The organism is Vreelandella sp. V005 (assembly GCF_052645115.1).
The window spans coordinates 723,346-740,661 of record NZ_JBQXYA010000001.1; the positions used below are offsets into that span (position 1 = coordinate 723,346).

A 17,316-nucleotide genomic window follows, 5' to 3' on the forward strand; every position below is an offset into this window, starting at 1 on the left:
CCTAATGTCGGCTTAAAGTGACTTCATCGTAAACAAAGGGTCGGCTTCGACCTACTGATGGAGATTCACATGGCTAAGCGTGACGTTATTTTCCCCTCGGGCCGCCAGGCGCTTTATGAGCAAAACACCTATTCTGCTGCCGTCCGCTCTGGCGATTTTTTGTTCGTGTCGGGCCAGGTCGGCAGCCGTGAAGACGGCTCGCCCGAGCCAGATTTTGCCGCTCAGGTGCAGCTTGCTTTCGATAACCTACAGAGAGTACTGGAAGCAGCGGGCGCAGGCTTCGACGATATCGTCGATGTGACGAGCTTCCATACTGACCCGGAAGCCCAATTCCCTATCTGGTTGGAAGCCAAGGCGCGCGCGTTTCCGGAAAAACCCTACCCAAACTGGACGGCGGTCGGCGTGACATGGCTAGCGGGGTTCGACTTTGAAATCAAGGTCATTGCTAGGGTACCCGAGTAAACAAGCGATAAGACTCAGGCACCTAGACGTTACGACGCCGCTGCGTGGCTGGCGGCAGTCTCGCTGGATTTTTGGAAACGCAACGCATCGCGCTTTGGCGGCAACTGGAAAAGGCGACCGTATTCGCGAGTGAACTGAGAGACACTTTCGTACCCCACCTCGAAGGCTGCATGGCTCGCGGAACATCCTTCATCAAGCATCAGGCGGCGCGCTTCGATCAAGCGCAGCCGCTGCTGGTATTGCCCCGGTGTTAGCGACGTCATGTGCTTGAAGTGTTTATGAAACGAACTGAGACTCATGCCTGCCTCTGTCGCAAGCTGTTCCACCGACACCCGCGATGTGTATTCGGCCCTCAGGATAGCAATGGCGGCGGCAAGGCGGCTCGCATAACTATCCGGATCTGCAATCTCCCGCAAGGCGGCACCATGAGGCCCTGACAGCAGCCAATAATGTAACTCCCGCATGATACCTGGGCGTAGAAGCGGCGCTGAATCGGGGCGATCCAAGAGCTTCATCAGCCTTGATGCGCAGTCTATCACCTCGGCTTCGGTGTCTTCAGCGAATAGCGTCTGCATGTCAGAAGTTCGCTGAGCGTGAGTACTCTCAATATGGGCGGCCAGCTCGCGCATGATCACCATGTCCAGCTCGGCCGCGACCGCCAGATAAGGCTCACTATGACTAGCCTGCACAATTCTTCCAACGACCGGCATATCTGCACTAACGATCGCCGACTGCCCTGCAGATAATACCCTCTGCTGGTGCCCCACCGTCATCCGCTTTGCCCCCTGCAATACCAGGCAAACCATTGGCTTGTAGATCGACTGCAGATCGCCAGCAGCGGTGTCGACGCTCATCATGCTGAGCCCCGTTACCGGCGTTATCACCAAGCCATCGCTATTGGCGTGGCGTTTGGCATACGCTTGAACCGCCTGTATGAGTGAGTTCATAAGCTTTCCTCCAGCATTTCGACTCACGTTAGCATGGTGATGAAGGCGTTTCTCCACACCTGCAGGATCAGGCAAGTTTTGCGCAGTTGTTGGCAAGCCCCGCCGCCACCGAATTGTTAAAACATTAGTGGCATTGAGTCCTAAAAATAGACGGAGCGCGAAATAATGAAAACATCAGTAAATACTATGCTTATCACCGGTGGCGGCTCCGGGATTGGTCGTGAACTTGCCTTGCGCTTCAATGCACTTGGCAACACCGTCATCGTCGCCGGACGGCGCATTGAAACGCTGGAGGAAACCATTGCTGGCCAGCAAAACATGCACGCGATGGTCGTTGATGTCGAAGACCCAACGTCCATCGAAGCTTTCGCTGAGCGGGTCATCGCCGAGCACCCCAATCTCAATATTCTGATCAACAATGCAGGCATCATGCGGCGGGAAGACCTGTCCAGCAATCGAGATCTGAGCGATGCCGAGCAGACCGTCGTCACTAACCTGCTCGGGCCAATCCGGTTAACGAATGCGCTGACCGATCACCTCGTCAACCAACCCGACGCGGCGATCGTGAACGTCTCCTCCGGGTTGGCGTTTGTGCCGTTGAGCGGTACCCCAACCTATAACGCCACCAAGGCAGCCATCCACTCCTACACAATCTCCCTTCGCGAACAGCTCAAGGGTAAAGTCGAACTTATCGAACTGGCTCCCCCCGCCGTACAGACAGAGTTGACGCCAGGACAGTCGACCCGCGAAGGCTATATGCCTCTCAATGACTATATCGAAGAGGTCATGGCGTTGTTTAGCCAGCAGCCGACACCCAAAGAAATTCTGGTGGAGAAAGTAAATTTCCTGCGCTGGGCGGAGCGCGATGGGCACTTCGATCAGGCGGTGGAGGCGCTTAGCAAAATGTGAGTTCATACGTGGCTGATAGTGAAAGGCTAGATTCATGCCAGCATTCACGTTTATCGGGCGTACCATTGAACTCAACGTCTAGTGTAAGCGCTATCATTATCATGCTTGCCTAATCTCCTGATATGGCTTTCGCTTCCAGCAACAGCGCAGCCAGCTCACAAAATCATTGATACAGCTGTAAACAACGGGAATCACCAGCAGGCTCAAGAGCGTCGACGTGATCAGCCCACCAATGACAACAAAGGCCATGGGGGCCCGGAAACTGGGGTCGCCGGCCCAACCCAAGGCGATCGGCATCATGCCTGCCCCCATGGCGATCGTCGTCATTACGATGGGCCTCACACGTTTTGTGCAGGCATCAAGAATGGCGTCTAGGCGTTCCAACCCATGCACCCGACGGGCGATGATGATGTAGTCGACCAGCAGGATCGAGTTCTTGGTGGCGATGCCCATCAGCATGATCAATCCGATCATGGCGGGCAGCGACACGGGCGTCTGCGTGAGGAACAACGCCAGGAAAGCCCCGGGGACGGAGAGCACCGACGCCACCAGAATCGTGACCGGCTGCATGAAATCCTTGAGCAGCAGCACCAGCACCATATAAATACACAGCACGCCGGTCAGCATGGCAATCCCGAAGCTTGAGGCAAGCTCCTCCATTTCCTCCGCATCGCCTTCTGCGGCCTGAAACACGCCGCGGGGCAACTGACGTAAACTGGGCAGTGCCTGCACGGCCTGTTCGATTTCTCCCAAAGGCTGCCCTTGCAGGCTCACCTCGAAATTGACGTTGCGCAGACGATCATGCCGGGTGATTTCCGAAGGACCGCTGCTCCACTCAACGTTAGCCACGCTCTCCAGCGGCACTGGCCCGTTCGCACCAGGCACGGGTAGCCGTTTAAGGGTCGCTATATCCTCCCGAGCGGCATCCGCCAGCCGCACCATCACCGGCACCTGACGCGAGCTGAAGTTCAACTTAGGAAGGTCCTCGGCGTTATCGCCCACTGTCGCGATGCGCAGCGTATCGGCGATGGCCAGAGCCGAGACCCCAAGATCGGCGGCACGGGCAACATCAGGGCGTACAATGAGTTCAGGCCTGACCAGGCTGGCCGTCGAACTCACCGCGCCGATGCCGGGAATGGCGCGCATCTCCCGCTCGACTTGGCGGGCATGCAGTTCCAGCACCCGACTATCCTCACCGGCGAGCACCAACTCATAGCCATCCCCCTCGTCGCCTACGCGAGTTCGCACGCCGGGAAGCGTGGCGAGTGCAACGCGTAACTGCTGCTCTATGTCTTGCTGCGTAACGCCCTCGCGGGTTGCGCGATCCGCCAAACCAATGGTCAGTTCCACCGAGGTCACATCAGAGCTATTGCTGCCGGAGCCCCCGCCGATAGCCGCGAAGACGCTAAGGACATGCCGCTGCGTCACCAGTCGTGAGCGTGCCTGCTCGGCAAGCGCCGCCGCTTCAGAAAAGGTGCTACCGGGCGGCAAGGTGAGCGTCGCCTGCGTCTGGGAATTATCATCGGGGGGGATGAAGGTTCCCGGCAGGGTCGAGGCCAGCCAGATGCCGCCTGCAAAGCAGGCCGCCGCCGCGAGGAGCGTTGTCTTACGGTGGCGCAGGCACCAACGGGCGACGACCAGATAGACGCTAATCCACGTTGGATCGCGCGAGGGATGTTGGGGTTTGCGCAGCAGATACGCAGCCAGCATGGGCGTCAGCAGGCGCGCCACCAGCAGCGAAAACAGCACCGCTACCGAGGCCGTCCAACCGAACTGAACGAAGAATTGTCCGACGGTGCCGCTCATAAATGCCGTGGGCAGAAAAACGGCAATCAACGTAAAGGTAGTGGCGACCACGGCCAAGCCGATTTCTGCCGCCGCATCCATAGCAGCCTGTCGCGGGGGCTTGTCCATTAGCAGGTGCCGTTCGATATTCTCAATCTCGACAATGGCATCATCCACCAACACGCCGATTACCAGCGAGAGCGCCAGCAACGTCACGGTATTGAGCGAGAAGCCCATCAAGTGCATGAAGGCGAAGGTGGGGATGATCGAGAGGGGAAGCGTGACCGCCGCAATCAGTGTCGCCCGCCAATTGCGCAGGAAGCAGAACACCACCAGCACCGCCAGCGCCATCCCCTCGAATAGCATGTGCAAGGAGCCTTGATAGTTCTCCAGCATCGGCCCGACGAAATTGGAGGCCTCTTCGATCTCGATATGGGGATATTGCACCTGCAACGCCGCGAGCGCAGACTGCACCCCCTCGGCCACCTCCACCTCGCCGTACCCCTCGGCACGGGTTATCTCGACGCCGACGACGGGAACGCCATCCAAGAGTGCCATTGAGCGCCGCTCGGCCACGGTATCGGTAACCGTTGCCACCTCATCAAGGCGAATGCGCCGACCGTCGCTGAGCGCCAGCTCCATGGTCGCCAGCTCGGCGGCGGATTCAGCGTTGGCGATGATGCGCACGGCCTGTTCGGCGCCGCCGACATCCACACGGCCACCAGGGGCCTCCAACTGCGCCTGGCGCAGCTGGCGTGAGATATCCAGCGCCGTGGTGTTCAGCGCCAGCAGGCGATCCGCATCCAATGCCACGCGGACTTCGCGATCGACCCCGCCGATACGCCGAACCGAACCAACGCCCGGCACCGCCAAGACGGCTTTGGTCATTTTGTCATCGACGAACCAGGATAGTGCCTCATCGTCTAGATCGGAGGAGTTCACCGCGTAGCGCACAATTGGCTCACTGGAAAACTCACCCTTCCGAATCACTGGATCACGCAGGTCGGCGGGTAGCTCCGAGCGGATGCGAGCAACCGCGTCGCGCACGTCCTCAATCGCCTCTTGCAAGGACTTTTCCAACATGAATTCGATAGCAATGTCGGCATTGCCATCCGTCAGCGTTGTAGAGATATTTTTGACGCCGGAGACGGTGGCGATGGCGTCCTCGATCTTGCGGGCAACCTCGTTCTCCATTAAGGCAGGGGCCGCCCCCGGCAACGAGGCAGATACCTCCACGAGGGGCAGCTGCACATCCGGCAAGTCCTGAATAAACAAGCCTCGGAAGGAGATGAGCCCCCAGAAGGTCAATAGGATGAAGAGCAGAACCACCGGAATAGGATTGCGAATTGCCCAGGATGAGGTGTTAAGCGTCATACCCCCTCCTCGACGTCGATATCGCTTGTTTGGAGTGAATGCCCCGGTTCTCCCTCAATCACCCGCACCTGGTCACCGTTGCCGAGAAACGCACCGCCCGAGGTAACCACCCGGTCGTCGGGCTCTAGCCCGGCATGAATTTCGATTCGATCCTCCGTGTGCTGGCCGAGGGCAACTTTCTGCTCCGTTATCTGGCCTTCATCGCTGACGCGATGGACGTAGCCAAAGCCATCGCGTAGCTGCACCGCGGAACGGGGTAGCGTCATCACTTGGCGGGTGCCCAATTCAAATTCACCCCTTGCAAACATTCCCGCTCGGGCGACGTCGCTTACTGGAAGATCGACGTAGACCAGGCCATTGCGGGTAGCGGTGTCCACCAGCGGCGCAATGGTGCGCAAACGCCCGTCGAGCTCGTAGCCGCCTGACAGGGTGACCCTGGCACTCTGGCCGGGTCGCAGCTTATTCAACTCAGAGGCGGCGACCTCAGCCCGCCATTCCAGCCTGCCGTAGCGCATCAACCGAAACAGCTCCTGATCAGCGCCGGTAATAGCGCCAAGCGTGGCCGTGCGCGTGGTGATCAATCCGTCGTCCGGGGCGATCACCTGGGTCTGAGCCAAGCGTAGCGCTTGGGCTTCATTCTGCGCCTGGGCAACGTTGAGGCGCGCCCGGGCGGTGAGTTCGGCGGTTTCGTATTGCTGGATCTGCTGTTCAGAAAGCGAGCCGGTGGTTTTCAAACTGCGGGCGCGCTGGGCGTTGGCATTCGCTTCGGCCAGCGTTGCTTCGGCTTCCGCCACGGCGGCGCGGCTCCTGGCAAGCTCCGCGCGCACCGTCGTGTCGTTATAAACGGCCAGCACCTGACCTTTCGTGACCTCATCACCCACGTCTACCTTGACGTCTACCAGCCGCAGGCCACCGATTTCGGTACCGATAATGATCTCCTGCCACGCAGCGATATCACCATTGGCCGCAATCGTCGTCGGCAGCGTCTGAGGCGCTAATGTCGTCACGTTGACGGATAGTGAGGGCTGCGCCGTCGGTTCGGCGACGCCATCGCTTTGCGCCGACACCGCCTGCATAAAGGCCAGCGCGGCAGCGCTAGCGATCACGGCAACCATACCGCCGAGATACATTTTTCTGATGGGAGATGACATAATTCAGGCCTGTTTCAAATTGTTCAGTTCACTGATGAAAAAGTGAAAGCAAGAATTGCGTTTGAACAACTATTGGCCTTTGTTTCTTTCTCGTTACTTACTGACATAACCTTTAAATAAATCAGCCACCAGTAAGAAACGCGTAAGATAACTCTCCTGATGATGGCGCTTTCCTACCACTCTCCCTTTAACAACACGCTAGGAGTGCAATCATGGGTTCTCATCAGTCGCTATTTTTAAACAGCCGCCTCACCACGGTGAAATTAACCTCAGGCGCGTTTATCAGTGCGCTTGTTATGGCCTCTCCGGCGGCGTTCGCCGACGAAGAGAGCTCAGACGAAACCACATGGGGATTAGGCGTAGGCGCCATAAGCGAACAGGATCCTTATGCCGGTATGGACAGGGAAAACACGCCATTCCCCTTGCTCCTGATCGAGAACCGGTACATTAGTGTCTTCGGCCCGGAAATCGAATTCAAACTGCCGAGCCTTGTCATCAGCGACTCTCAACAGCTCAATTTTGGTATCGTCGCCGAGTACGATGAGAGCGGCTACGAGCAGGGCGATGCCTCGATTCTCAACGGCATGCGTGAGCGCGAGGGCGGCTTCTGGGCGGGGGCAAAAGTGGAGTGGGAAAGCGAGCTGTTCGAGGTCAGCGCCGAATGGCTCACCGACGTCTCCGGCAACAGCGACGGGCAGCGCTTCGATCTTGGCCTGGAGAGAACGTGGGAATTCGGCGAACATATCATGCTAACCCCACACGTGGGGGCGTCCTGGCAGGACGACAAGAACATCGATTACTACTTCGGCGTTCGCGATAGTGAAGTTCGCTTCGATCGCCCTGCCTATTCAGGGGAATCAGGTGTCACTATCGAGGCGGGGGTGCGCGGCGTGTACCAGTTTGACCAGCATCACTCTGTGCTGCTAGGTGTTGAGGTCACGAGCCTGGCGGACGAAATCAAAGATAGCCCGCTGGTGGATCGCTCGACCCAAAACGCCGTGTTAGTTGGCTATCTTTATACCTTCTGATGAGCCGCATACTGCTGATCGAGGACCACGACCGGCTAGCGCATTTAATGTGCAAAGGGCTGGTGGCCGCTGGTATCGCCGTTGATGTTGTCGACCGCATTGATTCGGCTTGGGCAGCCGTTCAGCAGATGCCCTACCAGGCACTGGTACTCGATCGCGGCTTGCCGGATGGCGATGGGCTGCTATTCCTCAAGAAGTTGCGCACCGCAGGCCTTAGCGTGCCCTGCCTGGTATTAACGGCGCGCGATGCGCTGCATGACAGGCTAGAAGGCCTCGAAGCCGGTGCCGACGACTACCTGCCCAAGCCGTTTGCCATGGATGAGATGGTGGCACGTGTGCGTGCCCTGCTCCGCCGCCCTGCAGAATTCCATTCAATCGACCCCATTCACGGCGACCTGAGACTGCATACGGAAAGCGGCGTTCTGTTTAGCGGCGACGAGAGCATTACTCTTGCCCCGGCGGAGCTGCATATTATGCAGCTACTTCTCTACAAGCACGATGAAGTAGTCCGCCGCAGCGCGTTAGAGGCGGCAGCCTGGGGGCTAAGCGAGGCAGTGACACCGAACGCACTGGATGTTGCCCTGCACCGTTTACGCCGTAAGCTGCTTGCCATCGGTTCGCGTCAGCAGATCGCCAATGTCAGAGGAATGGGGTATGCGCTTCGTCAAGCGGATAACGCTCAATAGCCTAAGGCTGAAGATACTGTTGGCGTATGTGGCGGGCATGGTGCTCAGCATCATGCTGCTGGTAATCGCGGCGACTGCATTGCTGCAGAGCAATGTATTGGCGCAGATGGACCTGGCCGACGCGGCCGAGGGGCTGGTGGACAATATCGAGTTCGACAACCGTGGCCGGCCCGTCGGCTTCGACTCGAGTCTGGAAGACCGCGCCTGGCTGTACGAGGGCCCGCAGCGCGAAGCGGCTTACCGGATTCTGGATGAAGCCGGAAACGTGGCCGTCTTTTCGAGCTCAGGAGAGGAGTTTTGGCAGGCCGACGGCGATCTTGTTCGGCTGGCACGTGGCAACTTCACCTTCGAGCATGAGGGAAAGACCTTCTACGGCGCCACGCAGCCCCTCGAGCATGAGGGACGAAGGTGGTATCTGCAATTCGTGGTCAGTGCGAGGTTCCTGGATATCGTCTATACCGTGTCTTTTCCGCAGGTGGTCGCTGCCGTGGCGGTGTTCGGGCTCGTACTGTTCATCGCCTTCGGGTTATGCGCCTATATTACCCTGCGCTACACCCTCAAGCCGTTGCGAGACGTATCGGAGTCCGCGGCGGCCATCTCGCCGCGCTCCATCAACGCCCGACTGAATACGGACGCGGTGCCCGCGGAGATAGCGCCACTAGTGGACAGCTTCAATCACGCCCTGGCGCGCCTTGAGCGGGGTTATCGTCTCCAGCAGGAGTTTCTCGGCCACGCGGCCCACGAGTTAAAAACACCACTGGCGTTGATTCGTGCCCAGATTGAATTGATCGCGAATGGTAAGAATGATCGCGAGGCGCTATTGAGCGATGTCGAGTACATGACACGCCAGGTGCAACAACTGCTACTTCTGGCCGAAGCGAGCGAGGCGCACAACTACCAGTTTAGCGTTGTTCGAATGCACGAAATCGCCCACGAAGCTTCCACCTACTTGCAACGCATGGCGGAGTCCGCCGACGTGCATTTAACGGTACTCGCCGCCGACGACAAGGTGACATGGAAGGCTGATCGCGGGGCATGCTTCACTCTGCTCAAGAACTTGCTGGAGAACGCTATCCAGCACGCCCCCGAGCAGACCCTTGTCAGCATAGAGATCCAAGAAAACAGGATAACCGTGCGAGATCGGGGGCCTGGCGTCGAGCCAGAACAGTTGCCTCTACTGTTCTCTCGCTTTTGGCGAGGTGCGCATCGACGCGACCACGGCGCCGGTTTGGGGCTGGCCATCTGTCAGGAGATTGCCATGGCACACGGTTGGATGTTGTCAGCCCGTAATGCTCATCCGGGATTAATCATGACCCTATGCAGAGAAAGCAAGGCCAGTGAAAGCGATCTGCGGAGCATCACTCGCACTTGATCGAGAGATCGTCAAAACCATAAGTTTACCAAAGAGGTGGTCATGCAAATATTAAGACGCAAGCCCCTGAATCCGCCCAATCTGCCCGACACCCTGGATGAGGGCCATAGCCAAGCCGTATTAGTGCAGGGAGGTTCGCGGGTACTGATGTCCAGTCAATTAGGCGTTGATCCCCAGGGTCATTTGGCGGGTCCCGAACTTGCCGAGCAAACCGAGGCAGCGTTGGACAATATCGAACGGCTACTAACAGGCCTAGGAGGCGATCTCTCGCGGGTGGTGATGCTGAGAATCTACCTAGCCGAATCCGCGCGCTACGATCAACATGTGGTGATTGAAGGGCTTAAGCGCCGCTTCCCCAACGCACCTCCAGCGGCCACTTGGTTGATTGTGCACGGTCTTGCTGAACCGGAATGGCTAATTGCTTTAGAGGCAGAAGCCGCACTGCCGGGATATTTATCAGGTGACTGAAAGGGCGTAAAACAAGCCAGTAACAATTGACGGTGTAAAGCGATCGTTTTACATTGTCCACATGGATACCAAAACAAAGCTTATTTCATCAGCAGAACGCCTCTTCGACCGGCACGGCTTTACCGCCACCGGTATGGACAAGCTAACCCAGGCCGCTGACATGTCGAGCCGCACGCTTTACAAACATGCTGGCAGCAAAACGGCGCTGATAAGCGATGTGCTCGCAGAGCGGCACCGTCGCTTCCAGCGCTCCATCGAAGTAGACACCGTTGCGGCACTGTTTGATGCGCTGGAAGCGTGGGTGCGGGTCGAAGGCTGCCGCGGGTGCCTTTTCCTGCGTGCGCAGGGTGAAACCGGCGGCGATACGCCGGAAATTGCCGACGCTGTGCTGGCACATAAGGCGGCTCTCTATGAAAAAATTCAGGAAATCGTCAGCCTAGAGACCGGTGACCGTCATCCGGAACTGGCCGAACAGGTTCTGGTTCTTTTCGAGGGCGCAACGGCGACGGCTATCTACCGTGGTGTGGACGCAATCGTGTCGGCACGCACTGTGGCATCAGCGCTTATCTAGCAGGCACGCGCATGAGCCCTAGCCTTTATTTGGGCGCCACTGGCTTTGGGTTAATTGCCGTCTGCTACGGCTTTGCTCGCTTCGCCTTTGGGCTATTCCTGCCCCAGATCGACGCTGATCTTTCCCTAACCTCTACTCTAAGTGGTTTGATATCCGGCGGCGCTTTTCTGGGCTATTGCGTGGCCATCGTGCTATCGGCATATCTGACCGAACGCATCGGCGCCCGCGCGGTTGCCATTGGTGCGGCCCTGGTCGCCGCGGTAGGCATGGTGGGCATTGCAGTGGCGCCTTCTCCCCTGCTGCTCGCCACGGTAGTCATGCTCGCAGGCTCAAGCACCGGGCTAGCATCACCCCCTATGGCCGCAGCAGTGGCCACGGTTGTCAGACCCGATCGTCAAAGCGCTACTAATACGATCATTAATGCCGGCACCAGCGCAGGCGTGGCACTTTCAGGGCCAATCGCGTTACTGCTTGGCGGCCAATGGCGGTTAGCCTTCGCGGGCTTTGCAGTCGCTGCTTTTATAATGTCGATCGCTGCCGCATTCAGCGTTCCCAGCAAAACGAAAGCGACCTCGAAAACCGCCGCCGGTTTGCCACTGTTTACCACTGACATTGCTCGACTGATCGTGGCCGCCTTTTTGATGGGTGCATCAAGCACTGCGCTCTGGTCTTTTGGTGGCCAACTCGTTTCAGATCAACTGGGTTGGAGTACCACTGGCGCCGGGCTGCTTTGGATCGCTATCGGTACTGCGGGCATCTTAGGGGCAGGCGCGGGTACATTAGTGGCGCGTTTTGGGCTCAATTTCACCCATTGGTGTTTTCTGGCGGCCTTAGCAGCAGGGATTATCTTAGTCGGCACCAGCGTCACCACCCCCCTCCTGGCGCTCCTCGGCGGCATGCTTTTCGGTGCGGCTTATATCATGCTCACCGGTGTCTATTTAATATGGGGCGTCTCTGCACTGCCCGACCGACCCGCCACGGGCTTGATGATTGGCTTCCTGACGATCGCTATCGGCCAGACCGCAGGCGCGCCGATATTCGGGCTACTCATGGATCAGTTGAATACCGACTACGCCGTAATCATCTTTGCGTGCCTCACGTTCACCGCTGGGCTGGCAAGCGCCACCAAAGCGAAACTGCAGGCTGCATGAACATGGTGGCCCCCCTTCGACGCCGTTTAATTGAATACCCGTCACTATAACGGGCGGGCCGATACGTGGCGTGCAAGCCTCCGCTGCGCTTTGGGCAAGTTCCAAATCGTCAACTATACTGCGCCGTAACGAACATGATGTCGTTGCCTGGGTTGGTTGAACGTCGTTGTCACGCCAGCTTAGGTGAATTAATCCGCTTGAACAGCATAAGGAGTTTGCCGTGACAGCCACTGACGATCGTACTTATCGAAGCGGGCCGAACCCGTTTCACGCCGTAATGCTTGCTGGGACGGTGCCACTCTTTCTTGGCGCCACCTTGTGTGATTACGCCTACTCCACGAGCTACCACGTTCAATGGGCTACCTTCGCTTCCTGGCTGAACGTAGGCGGGCTCATTTTCGCGGGTTTTGCCTTGTTATGCGCGGTGATTGGCTTCTTCCGGTCTTCGCACCGGGGCGTAGTGAATATGGTTTACCCCGCGCTGCTCTTGCTTACCTGGGTGCTTGGCTTTGTCAATTCGCTGGTACATGCACGGGACGTCTGGGCCATGATGCCGGCTGGTTTTGCCCTCTCCATCGTAGTGGCGTTGCTGGCAGGCACGGCGGCATGGGTAGGTTTTTCTCGTTTAGGCGCCGGAGGTAAGCCATGAAGTTTTCCCCTTTTTACGTCGCGCCTCTTTCGTTACTGTTGCTCGTCAGTGGCGCCAACGCGCAACAAGCTCAGCAGTATGGGCCTGACCCCGCACTGCCCGAACCTCAGCGCGGGCTTCTCCCCGACATGACGGTACCCGAACCCGCAGAGTGGGGCGATCAAACGCCCACCGTGCCCGATGGCTACACGATTACCGCCATTGCCACCGATCTTCAGATCCCCCGGCAGACGCTGGTCTTGCCCAACGGCGATATTTTGGTGGCCGAAGGAAGTGGCGGCAATGCACCCAAGTTGAAACCAAAAGACTTCATTGCTGGGTATATCAAAAGCCAGGGCACCACCAGTGTTGAAAGTGGCAATCGCTTAACCCTGTTGCGCGATGAAAATGGCGATGGCAATTACGAACAGTCGGTGTTTGCCGAAGACCTCAACGCCCCCTACGGGCTGGCATTGGTGGATAACAACCTCTATGTGGCCAACCAGGATGCGGTCGTCCGCTTTGACTACGAGGAAGGCCAAACCGAAGCCAGCGGGCCGCCGGAAGAACTGACCAAGCTACCCGCTGAAATCAATCACCACTGGACGAAAGCAATGACCGCTAGCGCCGATGGTGAGTTCTTATACGTGGGTATTGGCTCCAACAGTAACATCACCGAGCGCGGCATGGCCGCCGAGGTCAATCGCGCCGAGGTATGGGAAATTGATGCCGAAACCGGCTTGCACCGGCCTTATGCCACTGGCCTGCGTAACCCGACCGCACTGACCATTCAGCCCGACACGGACCAGCTATGGGCCGTGGTCAACGAGCGTGATGAGTTGGGCCCCGACTTGGTACCCGACTACCTCACCACCGTGCAGGAAGGGGGCTTTTATGGCTGGCCTTACAGCTATTGGGGTCAGCATGTCGACCCACGCGTTCGCCCACAGAACCCTGGCAAGGTGGAATCGGCGATATCGCCCGATTACGGCTTGGGCTCGCACGTAGCGCCGTTAGGGCTCGCCTTTTCCATTCCTGAAATGGGCGATGAATTCGCGGAAGGCGTGTTTATCGGCGAACACGGCAGTTGGAACCGCAATGACCCGGTCGGCTACAAAGTAGTGTTCGTGCCCTTCAGCAACGGCGAACCCGATGGCGAACCGATCGATTTCGTTACCGGCTTTCTGACTGACGACAGCCGCACACGCGGCCGCCCCGTTGGTGTCACCATCGACCCGGACGGCGCCCTCATCATCGCCGATGACCTGACGAATGCCGTGTGGCGCGTCACCTATGATGGCAATGACTAACCGCGCTCTGCGTTATTCAATAGCGTGAAGAAGGCGGCAGCCACTTAGGCTGCCGCCTTTTCCGTTTGTTTTAAAAGGGATTTATATGATCAGATCACTGGAAGAGCTCGAAGCCGTTAAACAGTCGTGCCGCTCAATGGTAACCAAGAGCTCTAGCCTTTCTGCCGGTACCGCCATTATCCCCATTCCCGGCGTGAACATCGGTTCAGACGTCGCTATCTTGCTGCGCTTGATCCCGAAGATTAACGAGCAATTTGGCTTATCGCCGGAACAGATCGAGAGTCTGGATACAGAAACCCGGCTGTTCGTCATGACCTCCATCTCAACGACCGGAAGCAAAATGGCGGGTAAATATATCACCCGCAAATTGATCACGGTGATGTTCAAAAAGATGGCTGGCAGGATCTCGGCAAAAAGTGCGTCGAAATATGTGCCCTTCCTGGGCAGCGCCATTGCGGGCGGCATCAGCTTTGCCACCATGAAATACATGGGCAACAGCCATATCGATGACTGTTATGAGATCGCCCTGGCAACACTGACAAACGAGCAGCTTGAGCCCGTCGCATTGATAGGGCCAACGCCGGAACCGGTGCCACCTTTAACTACCGATATGGCCAGTAAAGCGGAATAGCAGCTTTGCTAATAGGGCTACGCTGTGGGGCGGTGATATGCTCTAGCGGATTGTTTAATGATGACAACAGGAGAATCGAATGCCCGCTTATGTCGTACTGACCCGCGAACACACCCACGACGCCCAGGAAATGGAGCGCTACGGCGAGAAGGCAAAAGCCGCCCGTGAAGGCCACGACCCACAGCCACTGGCTTTTTATGGGGATTTTGAAGTGCTGGAAGGCAGCGCGATGGAAGGTGCTGTCATTCTACGCTTCCCCGACATGGCCGCCGCCCGCGCCTGGTATCAAAGCCCCGCCTACCAGGAAGCCCGCCAACACCGCTTCCAGGGCGCCGACTACCGCGCCTTTATCGTTGACGGTATTCAAGAAGCGTAAAAGCGTAAAACCCCCGCTATCAAAGCGGGGGTTTTAGTAATGCCTACCGGGATGGGCGCTATAACATCACCAGCGGTAGCTTACCTTCGCGCTGATTTCACGACCCGGATTATAGTAGTCGGCCGTGCTTGAACCGACCACGTGCTGCTCGTCAAGCAAGTTGCTAACGTTGACGGCCAAGTCGGCATCTTGGGTGAGCTGGTAGCTAAAGGCCGCATCAAAAAGCGTTGCCGCACTGCTCTTGGACGTATTAGCAACATCAAAGTAGTAGGAGCCAACGTAACGGGCGCCGAGACCAACACTCATATCCTGGCGTGGTAAAGTATAGTAGCCCCATAGCGACGCCGTATGTTTGGGCGCTGCGGTAAACTCTTTGTCCTCTCTGGCGGCGTTGCTGTCGCGTACCACTTCCGACTCCATATAGGAGTAACCACCGGCTACGCTAATGCTATCGGTCAGCTCGGCTTTGGCTTCTAAATCAAGGCCTCGCACGCGGGATTCACCCACGGTTTCCCGTTCGATCACGCCATTGTCTTGGACAACCGAGATAGTGACGTCATCGCGGGTGAGGTCATAAACGGCCGCAGAAAACAGGGCGTTCGTACCAAAGGGCGAGTATTTCGCACCAATTTCATACTGCTCGCCCCGCTCCGGCTCGACGCCAACGGTGGGCGGTGCAACCGACTCCACCATGCTGACATAGGTGGAAATTTCATCAGTGACGCGATAGGTAAGCGCGCCACGAACGGAAGTTTCCGAGTAGTCGTCAGATTCGGTGACGCCAGCCATGTTGGTACTCGAGATATCCAGACCATCATTGCGCACGCCCGCGGTGACGATGAATCGATCATAGAAAGACAGGTTCTGGGTCAGGAAGACCGACTCGGTGGTGTAATCCTGCTTGTTGCTGCGATAGATATTCAGGCTACTCGGCGCACCGCTAAAGACAGGATTGGCGATATCGATTGACGTCGCATCCCCGTAAAACGAACTGTCTTCGGTTGAAGCATCGCGATACTCGACGCCCACAAGCGTGCTGCTATCGACCTGATCAAAACGGGCGTCGTATTGCAGAATAGCATTACCGATCAATTCCTGGGCTTCGCTGTCAGTACCAAAGTAATCACGATCTACCACGCTGCCGACTCGCGCCGCCGAGTCAGTGATATAGACGTAACCGAAATCATCGGTTAGATCGCTGTAGCGTAGGTTGCCGCGCAGCGTCAGGCCGTTATTGAAATCATGGGTGAGCTGACCGGTGAGGCTGGTACGCTCGACGTCATGAGAATTAAAGCCAGGCTCACCAAAGAACTCGCTGCGGTCGTACTCACGGTCGAGCGGATAACCACCGCTATTGGGTGTGTCGTCACGCTTCAGATAATCGAAAATAACACTGGCTGACGTGGCATCCGTTGGCTCCCACGTCAGGCCGCCCATCAAGAAACCATTGTTGTCTTTGGAGTGATCGTATTCGCGATCGCTGTCCCGGATGGTGCCGGTAAACCGGTAGGCCACGGTCTCGTCAGAGTTCAGCGTGTCACCCACATCAACACCGGCCTCTTTCGCATCAAATGAACCGTAGGAGAGATAGCCCTCGCCAAACCGCTCAAAGCGTGGCCGCTTGCTCACGAAGTTGACCGAACCACCGGGATCCGCCGGGCCAAACAGCGTCGAGTTGGCGCCGCGCAACACTTCAACGCGCTCGTAAGCATAAGGCTCTTCACGCACACCGCGCATAGAGCCTAGCGTCAGCCCGTCACGGTAAGTGGTCGCCTGAAATCCGCGAATTTTAAAATAGTCGTTACGGTCATCAGTGCCGTAATAATCGGTGAGGACACCTGGCGTATATTGCAGCACTTCTTCAGTGGTAGAGGCGTTGCGTTGCTCAATCTCTTGTTCGGTAATGACTGACACAGAGGCCGGCGTATCGAGAATACTGGTGGCTACCTTACCGCCTACCCAAAGCTCCTGGGCCACTATCGAGTTGGCATCATCATCGGCGTAGGCCTGGGCATTGACGATAATGGGCGCGAGGCGATAGCCCTCATTATTGTCACTGGCTTCGCCTGACTCTTGCGCGTTCCCAAGCATGGGAAGTGAGACCAGCGTCGAACCGCACAGAAGGGCAGTCGTCGTCTGTTGCCACCGCAAGCGGCTTGCGTTAAGCCGGACGGTGCCTTTGCTATCAGTCATGTTGAAGATCCCTTGGAATGAATAAACCCGCCTTGCTTGCCTTGTGGTTTTCTTTTGAAAGGCCGCAAGAGTATCCGGAGCTAGCAACACCGAGTCAATAGTGCTAATGTCAATCATAATCATTTATTTTAAAAACAGCCATGCTAGCAATATGCCATGCCTGCCTGTGCCGCTTGCCAACCCCACCGATATTGAGCACTTCCCTCTCGGTGGGGCACGCTATTCAAAGCGCGGTTTCAAAGAGCTATCTCAAAGAGCTATTTCAAAAACTCAA

16 protein-coding genes are annotated in these 17,316 nt (G+C 57.3%); 12 read left to right on the top strand and 4 right to left on the bottom strand.

The genetic code is table 11. The annotated features are described in order from the left end of the window. Positions 1 to 69 precede the first annotated feature (69 nt). Entirely contained in the window at positions 70 to 462 is a 393-nt protein-coding gene (locus ACUN8H_RS03300) for a RidA family protein (protein WP_445530739.1), read from the top strand. A 29-nt stretch (positions 463 to 491) separates the two neighbouring features. Here the strand turns inward: ACUN8H_RS03300 and ACUN8H_RS03305 are convergent, their stop codons facing one another. After that, a complete protein-coding gene (locus ACUN8H_RS03305; protein ID WP_445530740.1) occupies positions 492 to 1,409 on the bottom strand; it encodes an AraC family transcriptional regulator in 918 nt (305 codons plus the stop codon). A 165-nt stretch (positions 1,410 to 1,574) separates the two neighbouring features. Between ACUN8H_RS03305 and ACUN8H_RS03310 the strand changes: the two genes are divergently transcribed. Beyond that, positions 1,575 to 2,318, top strand: a complete 744-nt coding sequence (locus ACUN8H_RS03310; protein WP_445530741.1) for an SDR family oxidoreductase — start codon at positions 1,575 to 1,577, stop codon at positions 2,316 to 2,318. Positions 2,319 to 2,417: 99 nt separating this feature from the next. On the opposite strand, the gene ACUN8H_RS03315 is transcribed toward ACUN8H_RS03310, so the two are convergent. Both ACUN8H_RS03315 and ACUN8H_RS03320 read right to left on the bottom strand, forming a co-directional pair. Next, on the bottom strand, positions 2,418 to 5,477 hold the full coding sequence (locus ACUN8H_RS03315) for an efflux RND transporter permease subunit (RefSeq protein WP_445530742.1): 3,060 nt from the start codon (positions 5,475 to 5,477) through the stop codon (positions 2,418 to 2,420). Then, a complete protein-coding gene (locus ACUN8H_RS03320; protein WP_445530743.1) occupies positions 5,474 to 6,628 on the bottom strand; it encodes an efflux RND transporter periplasmic adaptor subunit in 1,155 nt (384 codons plus the stop codon). Before ACUN8H_RS03320 ends, ACUN8H_RS03315 begins: the two co-directional genes overlap by 4 nt. 212 nt (positions 6,629 to 6,840) lie before the next feature. On the opposite strand from ACUN8H_RS03320, the gene ACUN8H_RS03325 reads away from it, so the two are divergent. The 10 genes from ACUN8H_RS03325 (at position 6,841) to ACUN8H_RS03370 (ending at position 14,849) form a co-directional block, all read left to right on the top strand. Beyond that, a complete protein-coding gene (locus ACUN8H_RS03325) occupies positions 6,841 to 7,656 on the top strand; it encodes a MipA/OmpV family protein (RefSeq protein ID WP_445530744.1) in 816 nt (271 codons plus the stop codon). After that, a complete protein-coding gene (locus ACUN8H_RS03330; RefSeq protein ID WP_445530745.1) occupies positions 7,656 to 8,342 on the top strand; it encodes a response regulator transcription factor in 687 nt (228 codons plus the stop codon). Before ACUN8H_RS03325 ends, ACUN8H_RS03330 begins: the two co-directional genes overlap by 1 nt. After that, a complete protein-coding gene (locus ACUN8H_RS03335) occupies positions 8,311 to 9,714 on the top strand; it encodes an ATP-binding protein (protein WP_445530746.1) in 1,404 nt (467 codons plus the stop codon). Before ACUN8H_RS03330 ends, ACUN8H_RS03335 begins: the two co-directional genes overlap by 32 nt. Positions 9,715 to 9,756: 42 nt before the next feature. Beyond that, positions 9,757 to 10,182 (top strand): Rid family hydrolase, encoded by a 426-nt coding sequence (locus ACUN8H_RS03340; RefSeq protein ID WP_445530747.1) that lies wholly within the window; start codon positions 9,757 to 9,759, stop codon positions 10,180 to 10,182. Between the two features lie 61 nt (positions 10,183 to 10,243). Continuing rightward, positions 10,244 to 10,753, top strand: a complete 510-nt coding sequence (locus ACUN8H_RS03345; protein WP_445530748.1) for a TetR/AcrR family transcriptional regulator — start codon at positions 10,244 to 10,246, stop codon at positions 10,751 to 10,753. Between the two features lie 11 nt (positions 10,754 to 10,764). Next, complete coding sequence (locus ACUN8H_RS03350) at positions 10,765 to 11,904, top strand: MFS transporter (RefSeq protein WP_445530749.1); 1,140 nt, start codon at positions 10,765 to 10,767, stop codon at positions 11,902 to 11,904. A gap of 220 nt (positions 11,905 to 12,124) precedes the next feature. Beyond that, complete coding sequence (locus tag ACUN8H_RS03355; RefSeq protein WP_445530750.1) at positions 12,125 to 12,553, top strand: DUF2231 domain-containing protein; 429 nt, start codon at positions 12,125 to 12,127, stop codon at positions 12,551 to 12,553. Next, on the top strand, positions 12,550 to 13,842 hold the full coding sequence (locus ACUN8H_RS03360) for a PQQ-dependent sugar dehydrogenase (protein WP_445530751.1): 1,293 nt from the start codon (positions 12,550 to 12,552) through the stop codon (positions 13,840 to 13,842). The genes ACUN8H_RS03355 and ACUN8H_RS03360 overlap by 4 nt, the downstream gene beginning before the upstream one ends. An 85-nt stretch (positions 13,843 to 13,927) precedes the next feature. Next, positions 13,928 to 14,473 (top strand): hypothetical protein, encoded by a 546-nt coding sequence (locus ACUN8H_RS03365; RefSeq protein WP_445530752.1) that lies wholly within the window; start codon positions 13,928 to 13,930, stop codon positions 14,471 to 14,473. Positions 14,474 to 14,552: 79 nt separating this feature from the next. Continuing rightward, positions 14,553 to 14,849 (top strand): DUF1330 domain-containing protein, encoded by a 297-nt coding sequence (locus ACUN8H_RS03370; RefSeq protein WP_445530753.1) that lies wholly within the window; start codon positions 14,553 to 14,555, stop codon positions 14,847 to 14,849. Between the two features lie 66 nt (positions 14,850 to 14,915). Here the strand turns inward: ACUN8H_RS03370 and ACUN8H_RS03375 are convergent, their stop codons facing one another. Continuing rightward, entirely contained in the window at positions 14,916 to 17,042 is a 2,127-nt protein-coding gene (locus ACUN8H_RS03375) for a TonB-dependent siderophore receptor (protein WP_445530754.1), read from the bottom strand. Positions 17,043 to 17,316: the final 274 nt, after the last annotated feature.